The organism is Catenovulum adriaticum (assembly GCF_026725475.1).
In the GTDB taxonomy this organism is placed as follows: domain Bacteria; phylum Pseudomonadota; class Gammaproteobacteria; order Enterobacterales; family Alteromonadaceae; genus Catenovulum; species Catenovulum adriaticum.
Window position 1 is genome coordinate 428,726 of record NZ_CP109965.1, and the last position, 20,295, is coordinate 449,020.

The following is a 20,295-nucleotide window of genomic DNA, read 5'->3' on the forward strand; positions in this document are numbered from 1 at the left end:
TGATCTTTTCTGTATGACTTTGCAGCGAGTTGTGCGGTATTTATACAATAAAGCACGATTGTGGTGTAGTTGTTCTACATAAATGAGTGCTAAGGCAGTAGAAATGCCGCACAAACGCTGCCCGAGGGGTTCGTCCTAAACGCTTTTTACTCTTTGTTGCTGATTTTTGACTTAGCCCACTAGGCCTACAAACCAGCGCCGCGATTAAAAAGCGTTTAGTTAGAACAAACTTTATACAGCAAAGTTCAATACGCCCTGAGCGTCATTACTGCTACCTGCTATTTCTCACCATTTACTCTTTTACTATTATATGCAGTTTAAAAAGCCTTCAGCTCTCTATAAAAAATTTTATCGAAATGGACCAAATCATCGTAGTGGCGCCGATGTTTCGTTTAGAGATATTGTCAAAATATTTGGTTTTAAAACGGCCACTGTAGGCGCTTGGGTAACAGCCGAAGAGCAACAAATAGCTGCCAATCTTTTTTTTGATGCTTTATGCGATTTAATGAGTATTTTACAAGTTAATGAGCAAGTGATTTCATTGAAAGGCACTTTATCTATTGCATTTGGGAGCGGTGGTCAAAAACATAGTTCGGCTCATTATAATTCAGCGACCAAAACACTGGCACTTGCAAAAAATGCCGGAGCAGGTTCGCTAGCACACGAATATTTTCATGCCTTTGACCATTTTATTGCAACCCGCTTTTTAGGCTCTGCCACCTCAAAAGATTTTGCATCTGCACTCTGGTTAAAAAAGCACGATGTCATAGAGCACCCAATTAATCGCTTACTGGAATCTTGTTACCAGCATATCTTTTTGCAACATAAGAGCCATGATCCCAGCAAATTATTTATGAAAAGTGTGCAGGCTGATAAAGTATTAGGCTGTTATTATTATGCCATGCCAGAAGAAGTTGCGGCCCGTGCTTTTGAGTCATATGTGGAGAGCCAAAGTGTTAAAAATGCTTTTTTAGTGCACGGAACCACGCAATCACCAGAAGCAAAATTGGGTATATACCCATCTCACGACCAGCGTAATATCATCGCGTATCATTTTTCTAGATATTTTTCTACACTAGGTCAGGCATTAACCCGGTAACGCTTTAGTCTGAACCTAACACTCCGCAAATTGAGATATTTTAGAGGTGGTGGTTATTTCTCCTTGGGTGATTTTAGCCATTTTCAAGATCGTAAAGGCTTGATTTTATGCATAAACCAAGCCTTCTGAGATTTTCCAATTCATTCAATCATATCGCACTTTTACACATCAAACCGTTAGGTAATTCTTCGTGTATATGCGGGATTGAAGCTTCTGATTGTTAGGCGAATCTACTATTTCATATGTATTGGGTTTAAATAGACCTAACCCAAATATGCAAGCCTCACCTCGCCAATTTAACTAATTTAGTCCTACCTTGCCAGAGCTGGTTCGTATACTTGTACTTATCTTCTTAGTTGGCTTGTTGATATTTATCTGTATACTTATTTAGGTTGAAGTTAACCGGTTACATTTTGAGGCTGTGTATTCAACCGTCCAAAATGCATGTTGTGTTTTTGCTCACAATTATTGGTTAGTGCTTCTTAATTATTATTGAAACAGTTTAAATTAAGCGAGATAAAATGTTTTCTAAACCCATTAGATTAAAAAATAACTTTCAAAATTACGATTGGGGTACTTTTAATGAAATCCCTAGAATATTAGGGATGGAAAAACCAAACACTGAGCTACCATTAGCCGAATTATGGGTGGGTGCGCATCCTAAATCACCATCGTTTGCTGTTGATGAAGATCAACCTTTGGATGCATTAATAGCGTCAAATCCTATTGAAATACTTGGCGAAAATGCAAGTAAAATGGGTAATAAGTTACCTTACTTATTTAAAATATTATCAGCTCGCAAAGCGCTATCAATCCAAGTACATCCGACTAAAGCGCAGGCTGTTGAAGGTTATACTCAAGAACGAAAAAATGATATAGAGGGTAATCACGCACAATGTAACTACCAAGATGATAACCACAAACCAGAATTAATTTATGCGTTAACTAAATTTTCAGCCATGGCGGGTTTTAGACCAAATCGTGAGTTGGCCAAGTCGTTACGTTTATTACAACATGAACAATTTGACCAATGGGCAGATACGTTAGCGATAGGGACATCACGAGATGTGGAAGCTTTCTATGGTTGGTTGTTGCATTTGGATTTAGACTTACTCAAAGATCTAGTTGAGCATGCACTCGACATTGCGAAAACCTCTGAAGTGAATGAACTTAAATGGTTGGAGAGTTTATATCAATTATATGGGATTGATTTAGGTATCTTTTTTCCATTAATTTTAAATTTATTTGAATTAAAACCAGGTCAAGCATTATTTTTAGGCGCAGGTTGTCCTCATGCTTACTTGCAAGGTACAGGGATTGAAATTATGGCAAACTCTGACAATGTTTTGCGGGGAGGGCTAACATCTAAACATATGGATCGTAAAGAGTTAGTTAAAATTACGCAATATACTGAGCAGGCTAATTGTATTCACCCGCAGTTAGGTGAATTAACCCAGCACGTTAGATCGTTTGAAATACCCTGTCCAGATTTTCAGTTTGAATTAATTAATTTAAAAAATGAAACGCATTACATTACGTCATCCAGTGCTTCAGCGGAGTTGTACTTTGTTGTGGAAGGTCAGTGCGAAATTTTAGGTGAGTGCTATCAGCAGGGTGAATCATTTTTAATGCCTAGTGCACTCAAAGCTGCGGTTATTACTGGCCAAGCACAGATTGGCCGAGTGTATACTCAATTCTAAAACCGCTTAAATAAACCTGCATTGTTAATTCGATATCCGTAACTCAACACAGAATACAATAATAAAGTCATCTATTGTATTCTGTGTTTAATGCGCTGCACTTTAACCGCTAAATTGAACCACGCTGTCACGTAAAACAAATTCATGTTTTAAAATAAATTCTTGTTGAGTTGGCGGTTTACCATCCAAAATTTGTAACAATAGTAGCATTGCCTTTTTACCCATTTCTTCTGCGGGTTGGCGTATGGTAGTCAATGCGGGGTCTGTATATGTGGCAAAATCTAAATCATCAAACCCAGTAATTGAAATGTCTTGGGGTACGCGAATATTATGTTCTTTAAATGATTTAATGGCACCGACAGCCATTAGGTCATTCATAGAAAACACTGCTGTTGGTCGTTGGGAGAGTTGGGCGAAGTAAACCCCTGCATCATGCCCAGACTGCATGGTAAAATTACCTTCATATAACAAACTATCATCAAAATCGATACCCGCTTTTGCTAAAGCTTGTTTATAACCTTTTAACCTGTCCCTGCTATGGGGATTATCGCTTAGCCCCGATATACAGCCAATTTTACGGTGTCCCATTGAAATCAAATAATTGACAATCGAAAACGATGCTGCAATGTGATCCATTCTCACCGATGCGTACGGTGTGTCGCAAGCACCACAGGCTGCAACAGCGCTGATATGAGGGTGAGGTAACAATTCTTGCTCTGGTATATGTGGACTTAGCTGAATAACACCGTCTGCTTGTCGTGTCTCTACCAGTTTTAAATAATCAGCTTCGCGTTCTTTTGAATCTCGAGTTTCGCCTAACAAAATATTGTAACCGTGTTTTTGACCGGTTTCTTGAATAGCTCGAATAACTTTACTAAAAAACAAGTTAGCGAAATCTGGTACTAAAACAACCACAGCGTATGATTTAGTCGATCTGAAGTTTCGTGCCATCATATTGGGGCGATAACCCACTTCATCTACTGCATCCATTACTTTTTTCAGACTACTTTGAGAAACTTTATCTGGGTTAGTAAATGCACGCGATACAGTGGCAATAGATACTCCAGCTCGTTTCGCAACTTCTCTTATATTACTCATTTAACTTCCATTCTTTATATTTTTATTGTTTTACTTATTAATTGTTTCAATTTACCAAAGAAACAAAAACAATACTATCGGTAATTTTTAGCTGAATAGCTTATTTTAAAAGGCGTTAACCGGTTTCTTAAATTGGTTATTAGACTATAATCGGTTAACTGGTTATTTAATTGAATTGTGTAGTTACTTAAACCGGAGTGGATAAAATAGATAATATAAATTCTATTTTATGTAGCTATAACATTTAAGACCTCAAAAACGTTGGGTTTTTGCCAGTTTTCTTCCATTTTTAAGCAGTCAAAAATAATAATTAATGAAACAAGTTAATCTTTCAACTTTTGACCTTTTGAGATACTCAAAATTATTTTCGTCTATATATGAATAGCTTGCAATAATTTTTTTATGTTTATTATGCTAATAATTAACATTTAAGCGTTAATTTAACAAATCTTGATGTAATAAAAATGTTTATTCGAAACTTTTTCTGTTACTTTTTATGGAACCTGTGCTATTATTTTTTAAAATGTAACCGGATACAATTTTAAGTGTGTTAGTCATTGTTACGGTTGTACTAGCTAATAAAATGTAGAGCGAGTTTATGATAGAAACCCAGCAGTTAAAATTAAAAGAAAAAGTTGGATATGGCTTAGGTGATTTTGCTTCATCTATGTTTTGGAAGATGTTTTCTGTTTATTTAATGATTTTTTACACAGATGTATTTGGTATTTCTGCTGCTGCCGTAGGCACTATGTTTTTAATCACTCGTATTTGGGACACCGCAAATGATCCGGTAATGGGGATTTTGGCTGATAGAACCCATACACGTTGGGGTAAATTTAGACCTTATTTAATGTGGGGTGCTATTCCTTTTGCATTAATTGGTGTACTTACGTTTACGACTCCCAATTGGTCAAACGAAGCTAAATTAGTATACGCTTATTGTACTTATACTTTAATGATGATGGCTTACACAGCAGTTAATGTACCGTATGCGTCGTTACTTGGCGTTATGTCTGCTAATAGTAATGAGCGCACCCAATTAGCATCGTTTCGAATGGTATTTGCATTTGCGGGAAGCATATTTGCATTTATTATGGTGGATCCCTTAACAGGTTTTTTCACTAATTTAACCGATATCCCTGATCCTCAGACTGGTTGGATGCTTACAATGATGGTATACGGCTGTATTGCCGCTGTTTTATTTTATCTCACTTTTGCTTGGACAAAAGAACGTATCAAACCACCGGCATCACAAGACAGTTCACTTAAAAAAGACTTTAAAAATTTAGCCACCAATAAACCTTGGTTTATTTTATTAGGCGCGGCGCTTGCAACACTTATCTTTAATAGTATGCGGGACGGTGCATCCGTTTATTATTTTAAATACTACATTCAATCACCTGAGTGGTCATTTTTAGGTTTAAGCTTTGGTATAACCACCGTTTATTTAGTGTTGGGGCAAGCCGCTAACATTATTGGAGTGATCTTGGCACAGCCTATTTCAAAAATTATTGGCAAGCGTAATACATTTATGTTTGCGATGTTTATCGCCTCTATTTTAAGTTGTTTATTTTTCTTTTTAGATGAAAATCAGTTAACCCTAATTCTTATTTTGCAAGTGGTGATAAGTGCATGTGCAGGTATTATTTTTCCACTACTTTGGTCGATGTACGCTGATATCGCGGATTACGCTGAATACAAAACAGGGCGCAGAACAACCGGACTTATCTTTTCATCTTCATCTTTTGCACAAAAAATGGGGTGGACTTTAGGGGGTGCTTTAACGGGTTGGACACTCGCGTATTTTGGTTATGTAGCCAATGCCGATCAAACTGAATATGCCAAAGAAGGGCTTAGGTACATGGTCAGTTTTTTACCAGCGGTAGGCGCACTGATCTCTGCGATATTTATGATTTTTTACCGATTAACAGATGTGTATATGGTAAAAGTAAATCAAGAATTACAGTCAAGAAGAATGCAAAATTAACGAGTATCGGCTTGGTGTTTAAGGCAGTTTGAACACCAAGCCATCTTAAAAAAATCTAACTTAAATTTCTGTTACAGCTATTTTTTAGTTGTGATGTAACCGGTATTATTGGAGTATTTTTCATGAGTTCATATATTCAGCAAGTAAAATCCTTAATTTCAGAGCAGGAACGCTTATTAACTAAACCTAATTCAGCAAAAGCTGGTGGTAACCGTATTTATCAACGGTGGGCCAATCCTATTGTTACTCGCGAGCATGTTCCTGTGCATTGGCGATTTGATTTTAATGAAGCGTCAAATCCATTTTTATTAGAAAGACAAGGTGTTAATGCGACTTTAAATTCAGGCGCAATTTATTTAGATGGAAAGTATTTATTAGTGGTTCGTGTTGAAGGCGATGATCGTAAATCTTTTTTCGCAATTGCCGAAAGTGACACTGGTGTAGACAATTTCCGTTTTTGGTCACATCCAATCACCATGCCAGAGACAGATTGTCCAGATACAAACGTTTACGATATGCGCTTAACTCAGCATGAAGATGGTTACATCTACGGTTTATTTTGTACTGAACGTAAAGATGAAAACTTTCCAAACGATCTATCAGCTGCGGAAGCTCAGTGTGGTATCGCGCGAACGAAAGATTTAGTCAATTGGGAAAGATTACCTGACTTAATTACTTATTCAGGCCAGCAACGTAATGTGGTACTTCACCCGGAGTTTGTGGATGGCCAGTACGCCCTATATACCCGCCCTCAAGATGGCTTTATTAGTGTTGGTAGCGGAGGTGGTATTGGTTGGGGCTTATGTAAATCAATGGAAAATGCTGAAATAAAACAAGAAGTTATTATTGATAATAAAGCCTACCACACTATTAAAGAGATCAAAAATGGCCAAGGCCCAGCACCAATTAAAACATCTGAAGGTTGGTTACACCTAGCCCATGGTGTACGAAATACAGCTGCAGGCTTACGGTATGTCTTATATATGTTTATGACAGAATTAGAACGCCCTTGGGTGATTACACACGCACCAGCTGGACATTTTATTGCACCAGAAGGTGAAGAGCGTGTTGGTGATGTGTCTAACGTGGTTTTTGCAAATGGCTGGACGTTAAAAGATAACCAAGTGAATATATACTACGCGTCATCAGATACGCGTATGCATGTTGCTACAACGACTTTAGATAAACTTATTGATTATGTAAAAAATACACCTGCGGATGGACTAAGGTCTGCGGCGTCAGTTGAAGTCAGAAATGATTTAATTAATAAAAACTTAACTATATTGGAAACTCTATAATATGTCGGTATTTAGCAAGCTAGAAATCACCAGCTTGCTTACAGAGTTCCAACAGGAACTCTGTAATATTGCAGATTGGTGGATTGATCATGCTATTGATGAGCGCAATGGTGGATTTTTTGGACAAGTAAATGCCGACGGTACCGGTGTAGATACAGCTGATAAAGGCATTGTTATGCACGCTCGTGTTTTGTGGTTTTTTAGTGAGGTGTGTCATTACGTAGATAATGCCCGCTATCGCGCTGCTGCAAACCGTGCATACGATTATATCATTCAACATTTTGACGATCCTGAATACGGTGGGGTATACTGGTCGCTCAATGCTAAAGGACAAGTCAATGACGATAAAAAGCAAACCTATGCTCAATCATTTGCTATTTATGGCCTGAGTGCGTATTACAAATTAACGGGTAATCAAGCCGCCATTGATAAAGCATACAACTATTTTAATTTGTTACAAAAGCATTGCCATGACAATGAAAAAGGCGGTTATTTAGAGGCTTTTAATCGTCAATGGGGCGAAATTGGCGACGTACGTTTAAGCGAAAAAGACGACAATTTCCCTAAAACACAGAATACACATTTACATGTAATGGAAGCCTTTGCCACATTACATATGGTAAAACCTACTGCTGAAAGTGCATTGGGACTTAGCCGGGTTATCGAGTTTTTTGACCAAATCATCGTTGATAAATCTAATAAACATTTACGCCTATTTATGGATATGGACTGGCAGGATCACTCTAAAGCCTATTCTTATGGCCATGATATTGAATGTAGTTGGTTACTGTATGAAGCCTTAGTAGCGTTAAATGACCCATTTTTAATGAAACGTGTAAAACCCTTGGTTTTAGATATGGCGGCAACAACCCTTGCAGAAGGGATGGGTGATTTAGGGCAGGTGTGCGATGAATTTGAAATATTGCCTAAACGTAAACATCAAGAGAGTTGTTGGTGGGTGCAAGCGGAAGCAATGGTGGGGTTTTTATATGCGTACCAATTAACTGAGCAAAGTGAGTACTGGGATGCCTTTCTCAATATTTGGGCGTTTATAAATGAATTTCATATTGATTCAGAGCATGGGGAATGGCATTGGATGGCGACTCGCGATCAAGATTCAAACTACAGCACTTATAAAGCTGGTTTTTGGAAAGCCCCTTATCATAACGGTAGAGCTATGATGGAAATTATAAAGTTGCTTAACGGTGGTGGGGAGTAAATCAGCGGCGAACCATTCCAGTTTAATTCAGGCAATATATTTACGGCTAAGCAAAATGACTTACTTATTAGTTACCGGTTTAGTCGTAAAATTCCGCTTAAGTTGCAGTCAATCCATGCATTTTTCACGTAATGCAGCCTTACCCCTAGCAAATTTATCGCTTTACCAAGGGATTTCTTCTCCGCTAAAGCTAAAGAATTTACCCGTGTCATTTGAGCTAGTGCTATCAATGAGTTTTAGCAGACATTGAGCAACGTAGTTGGCTGAAAAGAGTTTTTCGGGATTTACATTCTTTTGAAAAGGTTGAGATAACTGTGTATCGGTTGTACCCGGATGAAAAGCTAACACACAACAGTTTGGCAGTTTGTACTGCCATTCGATACTGATGGTTTTAATTGCCATGTTTAGCGCTGCTTTAGAACACCGATAGCTAATCCAACCACCAATGCGATTATCTTCAATGCTGCCAATTTTAGCTGAGATAGAAATAAAATGGGTTTGTCGGTTAGTTTTCAGATGTTTCGCAAAATACTTTCCAAGTAAAAGGGTAGGGATAGTATTTGAATTAAGGTTGTGCATAAAAAATTCAGAACTAAATTCATTAATTGATTTCTCGGGCATTTTCATTTTATTGGATAAATGTAAAAAACCTGCGGCATTAATAAGAATATCTAAGCTGTCTATCCGGATAGCCAGTTGTTTAATGGCCAAGTCTGATGAAATGTCGGTTTTAAACCATGTTAAATTGGGGTGCTCAATTTGAGGGTGGTTTGTATGGTAAGTCGCGTACAACCTGATATCGTCATGCGAGCTAATAATTCGCTGTATAAGCGCTGAACCAATTCCGCCTGTGCCGCCAATGATAAGAACTTTCACTTATTTTACTCATGAGTTTGGTATACATAGAGCATAGAGTATAGATAGAAATCCAGCTAACTGGCTTTTGAAATAGTACACAGTTAGATTCAAAACAATACTAAAAATAATACAGAATCTTAAAGTAAGCTAAGTAAATGCGCTGTATCTACTCGGTGGGGGATTACCGGGGCTTTTAACGAGGAAAGCTGTAGCCTATTATTTATAATTGGCTACAGCCGGTTTTAACCCTTTAAAGAAAAAGTTATAAATTAAAGATTAAAACATGATCGCTATTTGCGGATAGTAAATTATAGCCAGCATTTGTTGATATAAATTTACCCGTTTCACAATGGTAAATCGCATTTAGATTGCTTAAAGCCGAATGGCCGGTTAACTCAAACGTTTGTTCAGCGTTGGTTGGGTTGTTTACATAAACAAATATTTGATTGCCATTATTAACAGCGTAAGTAGTTAAATGACTGTTACTGTTATTTAACTGTATTTGGGATAGTGTACCCGTACTTGTTTTAAGCATTTTTTGGTTAATGGTTTTAACGTGGTTAAAATAAGGGGTTGTATTATTTTCGTCAAAATATTCCCACCACCAAGTGAGTGGTGCAATTGGCGTTGGAGAAAATAAGCCATACCATAGGCCTCGTTTAAAGTCGTTAACCATTAACAGTTTGTAATCGTTAAAGTTTTTGCTCCAATCCCACTCCGCGCTAAATTCGCCAGCAAAATAAGGCTTGTTGTGTGCTTGGGTGTATTTGTTGATTACTTCCGGAATGCGATCGGTAATTTTATACAAATGCGATTGGTTAATATCTATGTTGGGTAGGTCAAATAAACCCGCAACGCCACGATGAGAAATACTGGTAGTCACAAGGTGATCATGAACGTCGATTTGGGCTAAATAATCACTCATTTCGCGATGCCAGCTAGTAATGATTTCATCACTAATTTGTTGCTCTTCACCATGGTACATTACATTGTCAATTTCGTTAAAAAATTCCCAAGCTGCGATTTGTGGCGAATAGCTCCACTTAGCCACTAAAAACCTTAGTTTGTCTTTGTAGCGCTGTTTTGCGATTGGGTTAGTGAAAAAATCGGTGGCTGATTCAGCTGGACCACCATTGGCTTGATTGTAACTATTAAATGCCCAACCATCACCCGTAAATCCGGCATGACTATCCATAGATAAAATAATTTTCATATCATATTGAGAAGCCAGATCAAGTAAATGATCCATGCGTGCTACGCCACTTGGGTTAAAACGCTTGGATGAATTTTGGTAACGAGAGTTGTTATTTACAGTTTGGTAATCAACCGGTAAATTCCAGTAAATCATCCAGGTACGGATTAAGTTTGCACCTTGGTGATTTAATGTTTTAAGCATGTGATCATAATTAAAACGACTATCTTCGTGCAACGCTTTAAAATAGCGCGAATCGTCTTCATCACGTGATTCCCAGCCAAAATTTTCGCCTATACCTCTGAACAAATCACCGTTATCGTACTTAAAAGTCCATTGGTCATTGGCGCGTAAAAAGCCCTGTAAATTGGTTTCTTTTACGTTAAAAGTTTTCTTTTCACTTTGCACCTGCTGTCCATCATCGGTTAGGTGCGTGCTAACTTGATACTGTCCAATTTCTGTAGGGGTAAATTTAAAACGCCATGTTGCCTTGGTTAAACTGCTACCTTCAACAAAATAACCTGGCAATTTCTTTGTGGTACCACTTGGTGTAGTGATGGCTAAATCGACCGCTACATCTTGTGAGTCATACGGATTTTGCCACTCTGCAACCACTTGGCTATCAATGATAATAGGCGCATATTGGTCAGAGTTTGCTTGTTGAAACGCAGGCGATTCAAGTGATTTAACTGCAATACCTGATTGATAACTTGCACAACTTGCAAGCGCAAAAATTGGTAACAACGTAACTATTTTTTTCATAACATACCATACATAAATAATGTAAAAAGCCTAGTGTTACTAGGCTTATAGTCGAAAATTGGGTTTAGAAACTACCTCTTAAACCAACTGTGTAACGCGCTTCAAAGATATTTTGGCTCACTTTCATATCTGCCCATTGCGCGTAAGATTGCTCATACTCTTTGGTTAAGTTTTGGCCTTGTAAATACACTTGAATATTATCGTTAAAGCTATACGAAATTGAGGCGTCAACAAAACGAGTTGGCTCTACAAATAAAGCGACACGATTTGAGTTGCCGTTTACTTGTTCAAACATTTTTGTTTGTATGTAGCGATCACTGCGGTAGTTATATGCAATACGGGCTTCAATACCGTCTCTTTGGTACCATAAAATTGCATTAACTTGTTCTTTCGATATACCGCCCATGACCATAGATTCGCCATAAAAATCGGTATCGCCCCCTTCACCATCGGTATAGGTATAGTTTATGTTTGAACCTAACCCATCTAAAATACCGGGTAAGAAGTCATAAGCTTGTTGATAGCCAATTTCAAACCCTTCTAATGTTCCGCCATCGCCGTTTTTAAGGGTAAAGTGATCTAAACCATCATTACGAACCACCCCATCAGTGTCAGCAATACCATTTATCGTTGTTTGGAAACCAGTAGGGAAGCTATCTATTTCGATGCGGTAAGCCCCCAAGTTAATAATCCCTTGTTCATTGAAATACCACTCAATACTGGCATCATAGTTAGTTGAACTCCATGGATCTAAATTTGGATTACCCGTTGTATTGACTTGAGTTGCAGAAAATACTCCTTCTAACGTTGGGTGCGATACAAAAGTTGTGGATGAACCTTTACCTAAAATATTGGCATCTAATTGAGTTAAGTTTTCAGTGTATGAAAATCGCAATTTTAAATCGTCGCGGATATCAACCGAAAGGTTTACGCGAGGTAAAAAGTCGAGCGTTTCAGTTTCGGTAATTGTTTTACCAACCCTGGGGTCAGGTGTACCTAAAATGCTTTTGTATTCAACTCGACCAACTTCAAGCGTACCTGCATTGGTTTGCGTATTGTAACTGGTTACAGTACGTTTCCGGTTTACTGCTTGCACCCCTACATTTGCAGTGAACGGTAATCCTAATTCGCCTTCTAAATTTAACTGGACATAACTCGTTGTTGACTTATCTTCAACTTCATATGTATTGTTCCAGCGGTTTGCACGGATATTACCCGGATAAAGTGTATTTTGAAAACCTAAAACATCTTTCATTTTCTCGGTGTCGATAAAGTAATAGCCTAATTGCGCAGGGTCAATAGAGCTATAATTACCTTCGTCATCTTTTGAGTAAATATAAGTTGTCGCAGGGCCAAAATCAGAAATCTCTTTCACGTAACCCATGCCAAATAAGTTTTCAAACGATACGTCTTCTGCACCCGTAATCGTGTCGCCGCCATTGGAAATAGATGCACTAATATCTTTCCATTTGGCATAAGCTGTTTCTAACTCACCATTTCTATCATTTGCTTGTACAGGTGCAACTAAGTCGTAGTTGACTGAGTCGACATTCCACTGACCGTATCTTGCACCAAACTCAATAGATGCGGTATCAACAAAGCCAAAAGAATTTTCGAATTCATACTTGCTGTCTAAACGTAGTGCATCTAAATTTGATTCATCAATGGTATTTTGATCTGAAAAAGTTGACACTAATGTGTAATTACTGATGTCATATCCCAATTCAGCAGGAAAGGCGAAAGCTGGATACTTACCTTTAGTATCTACTAATACGGTTACATCTTCCGGGCCCATTCCATTCGGATTAACTGGCGCGGTAACGCCATCTGTTCGGGTATTTCGGTTAACTGCTGACTGAGCTCCTGACGTGGTATAAGCATCAACAAAGTTTCTCATGGTATCGTTAGTGGCTTCGCCATGGATAAAACGAACCGTTGTCGTCAAATAATCAGATAGGTGTAAATTAGTTTGTAAATTAAAATTTAAAGATTCTCTTTCACTGACTACCGCTTCGCCGTTTGATTTTATCCGAGGTGCGTTGATTTCATATGTAATAGGTGTAATTAAGTCTCGACCTGATCCATCAACACTAGGCCCACGGTTAACAAATTCTAACGGAGTAATATAGTCTTGGTTTTTACTCCAATTATTGTCAATAACTAAACCATTTGCGGTATCATAATTCGTCATTTTTGTATAAAAAACGTCGGCTAGTACTTCTACATCGTCGTTTACAATATATTGGAAAGTTGATGAGAAACCGGTTCTTTCTCGCTCTGCGATTTTGTTGGTGATGCCGTAGTCAATATTACCAAAAATTTCAACTTGCTCATCAGTGCCATCACTATTGCCGTCAAAATCGTCAACAAAGCCTTGCCAATAATCACTCCACATTCCATAACGATAATTTGCTAAGGTTGAATCAGAACGCGTGGCTGTTGCAATAAAACCAAAATCTTCGCCTTTGTAACCCACGAAGCCCGTTACTTTTTTACCGAGCTCATCGGTATAATTGCCGTCAGAAAGTTCGCCAGAACCAACAAATGTCCAACCGGTTTTTTCCAACGCTAGTGGGCGGCGACTTTTTAAATTTATTGTGCCTGAAATACCACCAGCCATTAAGTTAGCTTCTGCTGATTTATATACATCAACACCGCCTAATAATTCGGCTGGTATATCACTATAGTCTGGTGTTAAGCCTGTTATTGAACCGGCGCTTATAAATTGCTCGCCATTTAACAATGTTGTAACTTGAGATAAACCACGGACGTTTATTTGCGCCCCTTCACCTGCTGAACGTTGAATTTGGATACCGGTTACACGCTGTAATGTGTCAGCTATTGTAATATCCGGTAACTTACCAATATCTTCAGCAGCAATTGATTCAACAATTGAATTAGAAAATCTTTTATTCTGTATTGCTGCAATTGTCGAACCACGAATCCCTTTAACTGTGATTACCTCTGTTTCTTCGGTTTGCGTCTCAGCGGCAAACGCGAGACTGCTCGTAGTTAACTGGACAAATACGGCTGTTAGACTGGTTGCAAGAAGCGTTTTCTTTAAGTTCATAATAACTATTCCACCATTTTTAACTTATATAATACCATTTTAGCAGTAAGTATAATGTAACGTTTATTTGGAACCGGTTACTTACTTTTCGCTAAAAAAGATGCTTTTCGGCTAATTCTTAAAGGAATTTAGCTGAATTAAGCAAGGTATTCAACTATTTTTGCATTAATAAGTAAAAATAATGTTATTTATACTTAAATAAAAGGAAAAGGTAAATTTTGTGTTAATTTTAAATTGTAACGGGTTTCAGTTGGTGGTATTGTTATTTCATCTAGGCGTACCCATTTGCTTTTTTGGGCTGTGTCTTGGTTTGATTATTCCAATTAAAATCGGAGCTGAAATGAAAAAGTTATTAAATTTAAGCCTTGCAGCTAGTTTATTATTTGCGTTAACAGGTTGTGGCAATGAGGATCCTAAGGTTACTTATATTTCTGATGCTGGAAACGGCGGGGCTGACGGTGGCTCATTGCACGGGCCAACCTTAGAACCTGTCATGCTAAATTACCTAAATGAAATTAAAGGCAGTAAAACCGTTGTAGGTGTACATAATGATGAAAAAGTTTTAGAAAACAATCCGAGCTATTGGTCAAAAAAAGCGGCCGAATTGACGGGGAGTTGGCCTGCATTGTGGGGGATGGATTTTGGTTTTGGTGAAGCAGGGGTCGGTTTACGGGCATCGTTAGTCAGTCAAGCAGAGGCTGCTTGGCAGCAAGGTGCGTTGGTGAATGTGATGATGCATGTTTGCCCACCAACAACAAATGAAGATTGCGGTTGGGAAGGTGGTGTGTTAACCGATTTAACCGAAGCTCAGTGGACCAGTTTATTGACCGAAGGCGGAGACCTTAATAATGCTTGGAAAGTAAGGTTAGATAGTTACGCGAAAATTTTCGAATCAATGAATCAGCGTGGTGTTCGTGTATTATTTAGACCTTTTCACGAAATGAATCAAACCTTATTTTGGTGGTCTCTGGCAGGTAAACCAGAGTATACCGTAAAATTATATCAGCTAACCCATGATTATTTGGTTGACGACAAAGCGCTTACCAATTTAACTTTCACATGGAATTTACAAGATTTCTCTACATTAGAGGCTGATTTAGATGCCTATGATCCAGGTGCCGGTTATTGGGATATTTTATCACTAGATAATTACAATACCGACGGTAAAGGCTTCTCTCAAGAAAAATACGATTTATTACTTAATAAAGCGGGTGACAAGCCAATTGCATTAGGTGAAGTGGCGACTTTACCTACACCTGAAATTCTTAAGCAACAGCCTAAATGGACATTTGTAATGAGTTGGGCTGAATTAACTTTTATTGATAATTCCGATTCTTCTATTAAAGCACTTTATAGCGCAGACAATGTTGTTACCCTTGAAGATAAAGCTGGTTGGCCTGGTTTTTCTGGAGATGATCGACTTGTACTAGATATTCCCGGTGGTATAACTCCGCCGGATGACAGTACCCCAGCCGAACCTTTAATTATATTTGAGGATACAGCAAATGGCTGGACAGCCGGTCAAAGTGACAAAGTAACTCACGAAATTATTGAAGGTGATGCTGATCATGGCAAGGTTATTCAGCATACTTATACAGCAGGTGAGACGGTTAGTGAGTTTATATTTGATAGCCCTCAAGATTTATCTGACTACGCAAACGGTACAATTGAATTTGATCTTAAAATAGTGAATCAACCAGCAGGTATTGAATACTGGGCATTTAAAATAGATTGCGGTTGGCCATGTGGTACAGGTGACGTTGATTTATCAACCAATGCAAATGGCGTTACGCCAACGGTAGGTGAGTGGCAACACTACAAGTTTTATATTAGTGATTTGTTAAAGTTGAATGCTGATAACGCACTGGAAATTGATTATATTACTTCGCCCATTGTGATAGTGCCGCAGCCTTGGAGCGATGCGCAAATTGGAGTTGTTATTCAATTAGACAATATTAAATATACTGCGGGTGTGGTAGAGGCTCCTAGCGTTGCTGACAAAGCTATTTTTGAAAATGAATTACCAGATGAGTGGATGGTTGGTCAATCTGGTAAAGTAACGCAAGAGTTAGTTGACGGTGATGCTGAACACGGCAAAGTTCTCCAGCATACTTACATTGGAGGAGAAACCGTTAGTGAGTTGATATTTAATGAAGCGCAAGACTTATCAGCCTATAAAGACGGGAGTATTCAATTCGATTTAAAAATAGTTAATCAGCCATCGGGTATTACAGGTTGGTCATTTAAAATTGATTGTGGTTGGCCTTGTGGTACAGGCGACGTTGCACTAGAGAGCAATGTTGCGGGTACAACCCCTAAAGTTGGGGAGTGGCAACGTTATAAATTTAGAATTGCTGATTTATTGACGTTAAATGGGGATAATAGTTTAATGATTGATTACGTAACCGCGCCTTTTGTGCTTGTACCACAACCGTGGAGCAGTGAACAAGTTGGTGTTGTCGTTCAACTAGATAATATTGTTTATTCAGCGGATTAAATGGATAAGCCGGTTATTATTTGAAAGTTAAATGTAACCGGTTTTTAGGGTAGGGGTTTTATGAAAACTAATTTACAGTGTTTTAAGGCGTACGACGTACGTGGCAAGGTACCACAGGCGTTAAATGAGCAGATAGCTTACGAGATAGGTAGAGCATTTGCGGTTGAATTGAACGCGAAAAAAGTGGCAGTGGGGCACGATATTCGGTTGACTGGACCGGCGTTAACTACCGCGCTTATTAAAGGGTTAACTGAACAAGGCTGCGATGTTATTCATATTGGCCAATGCGGTACCGAAGAAATTTATTTTGCTGCGCAAACCCTAGCGGTCGATGGCGGTATTTGTGTGACCGCTAGTCACAACCCCAAAGAATATAATGGGATGAAATTTGTACAACAAGATGCCAAGCCTATCTCAAGTGAGCAATTACTGCGGATTAAAAATTTAGCGGAAACTAAAGAATTTCCCACTACTACGGTTATTGGCACAGTCACTAAAGTTGATTTAAGCAGTCAGTATAAAGCGCATTTATTGTCTTACATTGATCCTGCACTATTAACGCCCTTAAAAATAGTAGTTAATGCAGGTAATGGTGGGGCAGGCGCTATTATCGATTTATTGGAAGATGCGTTGCCATTTACGTTTATTAAGTTGCATCACGAAGCTAATGGGCAGTTTCCAAATGGTGTACCAAATCCTTTATTACCGGAAAATAGAGTTGTAACGGCGAAAGCGGTTGTTGAACATAAAGCAGACTTGGGCATTGCTTGGGATGGTGATTTTGATCGGTGTTTTTTCTTTGATGAAAACGGCCGTTATATTGAAGGCTATTATATGGTGGGATTATTAGCCGCCGCACAGTTAGCTAAAACACCTTCGCAAAATATTATTTATGATCCAAGATTGTGTTGGAATACTCAAGCAATTGTTGAGAAAAACGGTGGCCATGCCTACGTGAGCAAAACGGGTCATGCTTTTATTAAAGAAACCATGCGTGAAAAAAATGCGCTGTATGGCGGAGAAATGAGTGCCCATCATTATTTTAGGCAATTTGCTTATTGCGATAATGGTAATATACCTTGGTTAATTTTGGCAGAAATGTTGTCGCAGTCAAACGTGAAATTATCCGGGCTAGTGGAGGAGCAACAGCAAGCTTATCCTTGCAGCGGCGAGTTAAATTTTACCGTAACTGACGCACAAGCTGTTTTGACAACGCTAAACGATATTTATAGCCCAACTGCGTTAAAAATTGAGTTAACCGATGGTTTAAGTGTTGAGTTTACTCATTGGCGTTTTAATGTACGGGCATCCAATACAGAACCTTTATTACGGTTAAATATTGAAACCCGAGCAGACACCATTTTGCTAAATGAAAAAACAGCAGAGCTAACTAAAATTATTCAAGCTTAACTTTGGTTTAGAAGCATAAACGTTTAAACAGGGATGTTTTATCAGTATAACCGTTAAAGGCTAAATAATGAGATATTTAAGTTTTTTGTTGTTATTCACGGTATTTAGTTTACAGGCTCAACAAATAAAACACACACGAGTCGACGATCTTAAAAGCCAATATTTTATAGCGTTAATTGAACTAGCATTGGCTAAAGCCAATGTTGAGCAACAATTTAGCATTATCGAATCTAGTCAAAATTTTAATCAACAACAGCAAGTTGAGCGGATTAAAAATGGCGAATTATCAATTATGTGGGCAGGCACTCAGCCCGATTACGAGCATAATTTATTACCAATACGCATACCGTTAATGAAAGGCTTGCAAGGACATCGTTTGTTTATTATCCGGCCGGATCAGCAAGCTGCTTTTTCAAAGGTAGATAGCTTATCAGCTTTAAAAACCTTAAAGGCAGGACAGGGAAGGTTTTGGGGCGATACAGAAATATTAAAGTTTTCAGGTTTACCTGTGGTTACTTCGGTAAAAAAAGAAAATTTATTTTATATGCTAGAAGGCGGTCGTTTTGATTATTTTCCTTTAGCTGTTCATGAACCTTGGGATGAAGTACTCAACAGACCGACATTAGGTTTAATGGTGGAAAAACACATTTTATTGGTTTATCCAATGGCGATGTATTTTTTTGTGAGTCGCGATAATCCTGATCTGCACCGGTTAATTGTACAAGGTTTAGAGCAAGCGATCGCGGATGGAAGCTTCGATGAGCTGTTTTACAATGCGCCGCACATTAAAAATGCACTCAAGCTTGCGAAATTATCTCAACGTCAAGTCATTCGTATTCCTAACCCCACATTAACAGAACAAACCCCACTAAAACGTAAAGCACTATGGCTAAACTTAGAAAACCAGCCATAACTGTAATGATCTATGGGAACCGTGGGATTTAGAAAAAGTGCCAGCATGGAAATTTTGGAAGTCGCCAAAAAAACAGGCTGCTAAATTATTTGCGAAAGCCGGTAGAAATGAAACCCACAGCAAAACCGATTTTGAATTTGTACCTGTAAGTGCACAAAGTAACACTATGACACTAACTTACCTCAACACCCCAGTTAAAGAACATGCTGTCGTTGTATTAACGCCTAATAAGGAACAAATAAAATTAAGTACAGACCAACAAGGAAACATGACAGTGCCAACCAAAGAAACAGGCTTATATGTTGTTTCTAGCGATTACCCCATGGCCGGGGAAACAGTGATAGCTGGTCACAATGTTGATAGTACATATAACATCACTAGTATTACGTTTTGGGTAGATTAATCAGCTAACGTTATATCATAAAAAGGTTGGCGGGCCTTTAAAATCAAGGCCCGCCAATTAACCTATACATAACAGGTATATTTCAAACAATATAACAAAAAGAGGTCGTTCAAAAACGTTCAGTTGTGTCTGTATCCTGCTCGGTATCAATTAGCTTCACTGCTAAGCTTAATAAAATGTTAAACAAAGTACCGCATTGTATATTCTGTAAACAACCCGATCTAAGCGCTTTTTTATTTGGGTCATTCTTATTGGGATTATTACCATCCCTTTGGCGGTTTTGTGTTACCAAAAGCTTAAGTCGTTTAGTTTATCTGTTGGTATGTTTTGTTGTGCAAAGTACCAAGATGAGGGGGGGAGTGTGGGGGGATAGCTTAACGGACTGGCAAGTGCTTTATTTAAAAGCTCAATAATTAGCTTTTGTTCTTGCTGTTCAAAGTGAAGCTCTGTCGCTAATAAGCTTTTCTTTACGATTAAATAGTCATTAGGTTTGGCTGTGTTTTTGTATTGTTGCCAGTTAAAGCGGGCTTGGCGGATTAGTACGGTAGTTTGCTGACTAAATGCTAATACAGTTTGTAGTAAGTCGTTTAACTGGTTTTGAGTAAATTGATAACCTTGATTTTGCAATATGCTTAATATTAAAACCAAATTTACGTTCGCTTGATAGTTATTTTGTAAGTTTAGGCATAGCGTTTTGATATCTGCTTGTTGATATAAAGCGCAGGTTTGCTGCCAAATGTCGTTAATATCGATCTTTTGTTTATTTAAACCTGCGTTTTTCATTGTGTC

The 20,295-nt window shown here is 38.2% G+C and carries 14 protein-coding genes; 9 read left to right on the plus strand and 5 right to left on the minus strand.

Going from position 1 to position 20,295, the window contains the following annotated elements:
- Positions 1–310 precede the first annotated feature (310 nt).
- Together OLW01_RS01870 and manA are read left to right on the plus strand one after the other, a co-directional pair.
- Positions 311–1,099 (plus strand): CLCA_X family protein, encoded by a 789-nt coding sequence (locus OLW01_RS01870; RefSeq protein ID WP_268074939.1) that lies wholly within the window; start codon positions 311–313, stop codon positions 1,097–1,099.
- 521 nt (positions 1,100–1,620) lie between these two features.
- Positions 1,621–2,799 (plus strand): mannose-6-phosphate isomerase, class I, encoded by a 1,179-nt coding sequence (gene manA / locus OLW01_RS01875; RefSeq protein WP_268074940.1) that lies wholly within the window; start codon positions 1,621–1,623, stop codon positions 2,797–2,799.
- A gap of 102 nt (positions 2,800–2,901) precedes the next feature.
- On the opposite strand, the gene OLW01_RS01880 is transcribed toward manA, so the two are convergent.
- Complete coding sequence (locus OLW01_RS01880; protein ID WP_268074941.1) at positions 2,902–3,897, minus strand: LacI family DNA-binding transcriptional regulator; 996 nt, start codon at positions 3,895–3,897, stop codon at positions 2,902–2,904.
- A 598-nt stretch (positions 3,898–4,495) separates the two neighbouring features.
- On the opposite strand from OLW01_RS01880, the gene OLW01_RS01885 reads away from it, so the two are divergent.
- The 3 genes from OLW01_RS01885 to OLW01_RS01895 all read left to right on the plus strand — a co-directional run bounded on the left by OLW01_RS01885 (position 4,496) and on the right by OLW01_RS01895 (position 8,401).
- Positions 4,496–5,884: an MFS transporter gene (locus tag OLW01_RS01885; protein WP_268074942.1), complete on the plus strand. Its 1,389-nt coding sequence runs from the start codon at positions 4,496–4,498 to the stop codon at positions 5,882–5,884.
- A 122-nt stretch (positions 5,885–6,006) separates the two neighbouring features.
- Positions 6,007–7,182, plus strand: coding sequence for a glycoside hydrolase family 130 protein (locus OLW01_RS01890; protein WP_268074943.1), 1,176 nt, complete (start codon positions 6,007–6,009; stop codon positions 7,180–7,182).
- Position 7,183: 1 nt separating this feature from the next.
- Positions 7,184–8,401, plus strand: coding sequence for an AGE family epimerase/isomerase (locus OLW01_RS01895; RefSeq protein WP_268074944.1), 1,218 nt, complete (start codon positions 7,184–7,186; stop codon positions 8,399–8,401).
- Between the two features lie 162 nt (positions 8,402–8,563).
- Here the strand turns inward: OLW01_RS01895 and OLW01_RS01900 are convergent, their stop codons facing one another.
- The 3 genes from OLW01_RS01900 to OLW01_RS01910 all read right to left on the minus strand — a co-directional run bounded on the left by OLW01_RS01900 (position 8,564) and on the right by OLW01_RS01910 (position 14,283).
- Complete coding sequence (locus OLW01_RS01900; protein ID WP_268074945.1) at positions 8,564–9,277, minus strand: SDR family NAD(P)-dependent oxidoreductase; 714 nt, start codon at positions 9,275–9,277, stop codon at positions 8,564–8,566.
- A 244-nt stretch (positions 9,278–9,521) separates the two neighbouring features.
- Positions 9,522–11,213, minus strand: a complete 1,692-nt coding sequence (locus OLW01_RS01905) for a DUF5060 domain-containing protein (RefSeq protein WP_268074946.1) — start codon at positions 11,211–11,213, stop codon at positions 9,522–9,524.
- A gap of 64 nt (positions 11,214–11,277) precedes the next feature.
- The gene (locus OLW01_RS01910; RefSeq protein ID WP_268074947.1) at positions 11,278–14,283 is read right to left on the minus strand and encodes a TonB-dependent receptor; all 3,006 of its coding nucleotides are present in this window, start codon (positions 14,281–14,283) and stop codon (positions 11,278–11,280) included.
- A gap of 340 nt (positions 14,284–14,623) precedes the next feature.
- On the opposite strand from OLW01_RS01910, the gene OLW01_RS01915 reads away from it, so the two are divergent.
- The 4 genes from OLW01_RS01915 (at position 14,624) to OLW01_RS01930 (ending at position 19,506) form a co-directional block, all read left to right on the plus strand.
- Positions 14,624–16,780, plus strand: a complete 2,157-nt coding sequence (locus tag OLW01_RS01915; protein WP_268074948.1) for a glycosyl hydrolase — start codon at positions 14,624–14,626, stop codon at positions 16,778–16,780.
- A gap of 60 nt (positions 16,781–16,840) precedes the next feature.
- Entirely contained in the window at positions 16,841–18,190 is a 1,350-nt protein-coding gene (locus OLW01_RS01920; RefSeq protein ID WP_268074949.1) for a phosphohexomutase domain-containing protein, read from the plus strand.
- A gap of 67 nt (positions 18,191–18,257) precedes the next feature.
- The gene (locus OLW01_RS01925) at positions 18,258–19,103 is read left to right on the plus strand and encodes a type 2 periplasmic-binding domain-containing protein (RefSeq protein ID WP_268074950.1); all 846 of its coding nucleotides are present in this window, start codon (positions 18,258–18,260) and stop codon (positions 19,101–19,103) included.
- A 37-nt stretch (positions 19,104–19,140) separates the two neighbouring features.
- On the plus strand, positions 19,141–19,506 hold the full coding sequence (locus OLW01_RS01930; protein WP_268074951.1) for a hypothetical protein: 366 nt from the start codon (positions 19,141–19,143) through the stop codon (positions 19,504–19,506).
- A gap of 285 nt (positions 19,507–19,791) precedes the next feature.
- On the opposite strand, the gene OLW01_RS01935 is transcribed toward OLW01_RS01930, so the two are convergent.
- On the minus strand, positions 19,792–20,289 hold the full coding sequence (locus tag OLW01_RS01935) for a TIGR02444 family protein (RefSeq protein ID WP_268074952.1): 498 nt from the start codon (positions 20,287–20,289) through the stop codon (positions 19,792–19,794).
- Positions 20,290–20,295: the final 6 nt, after the last annotated feature.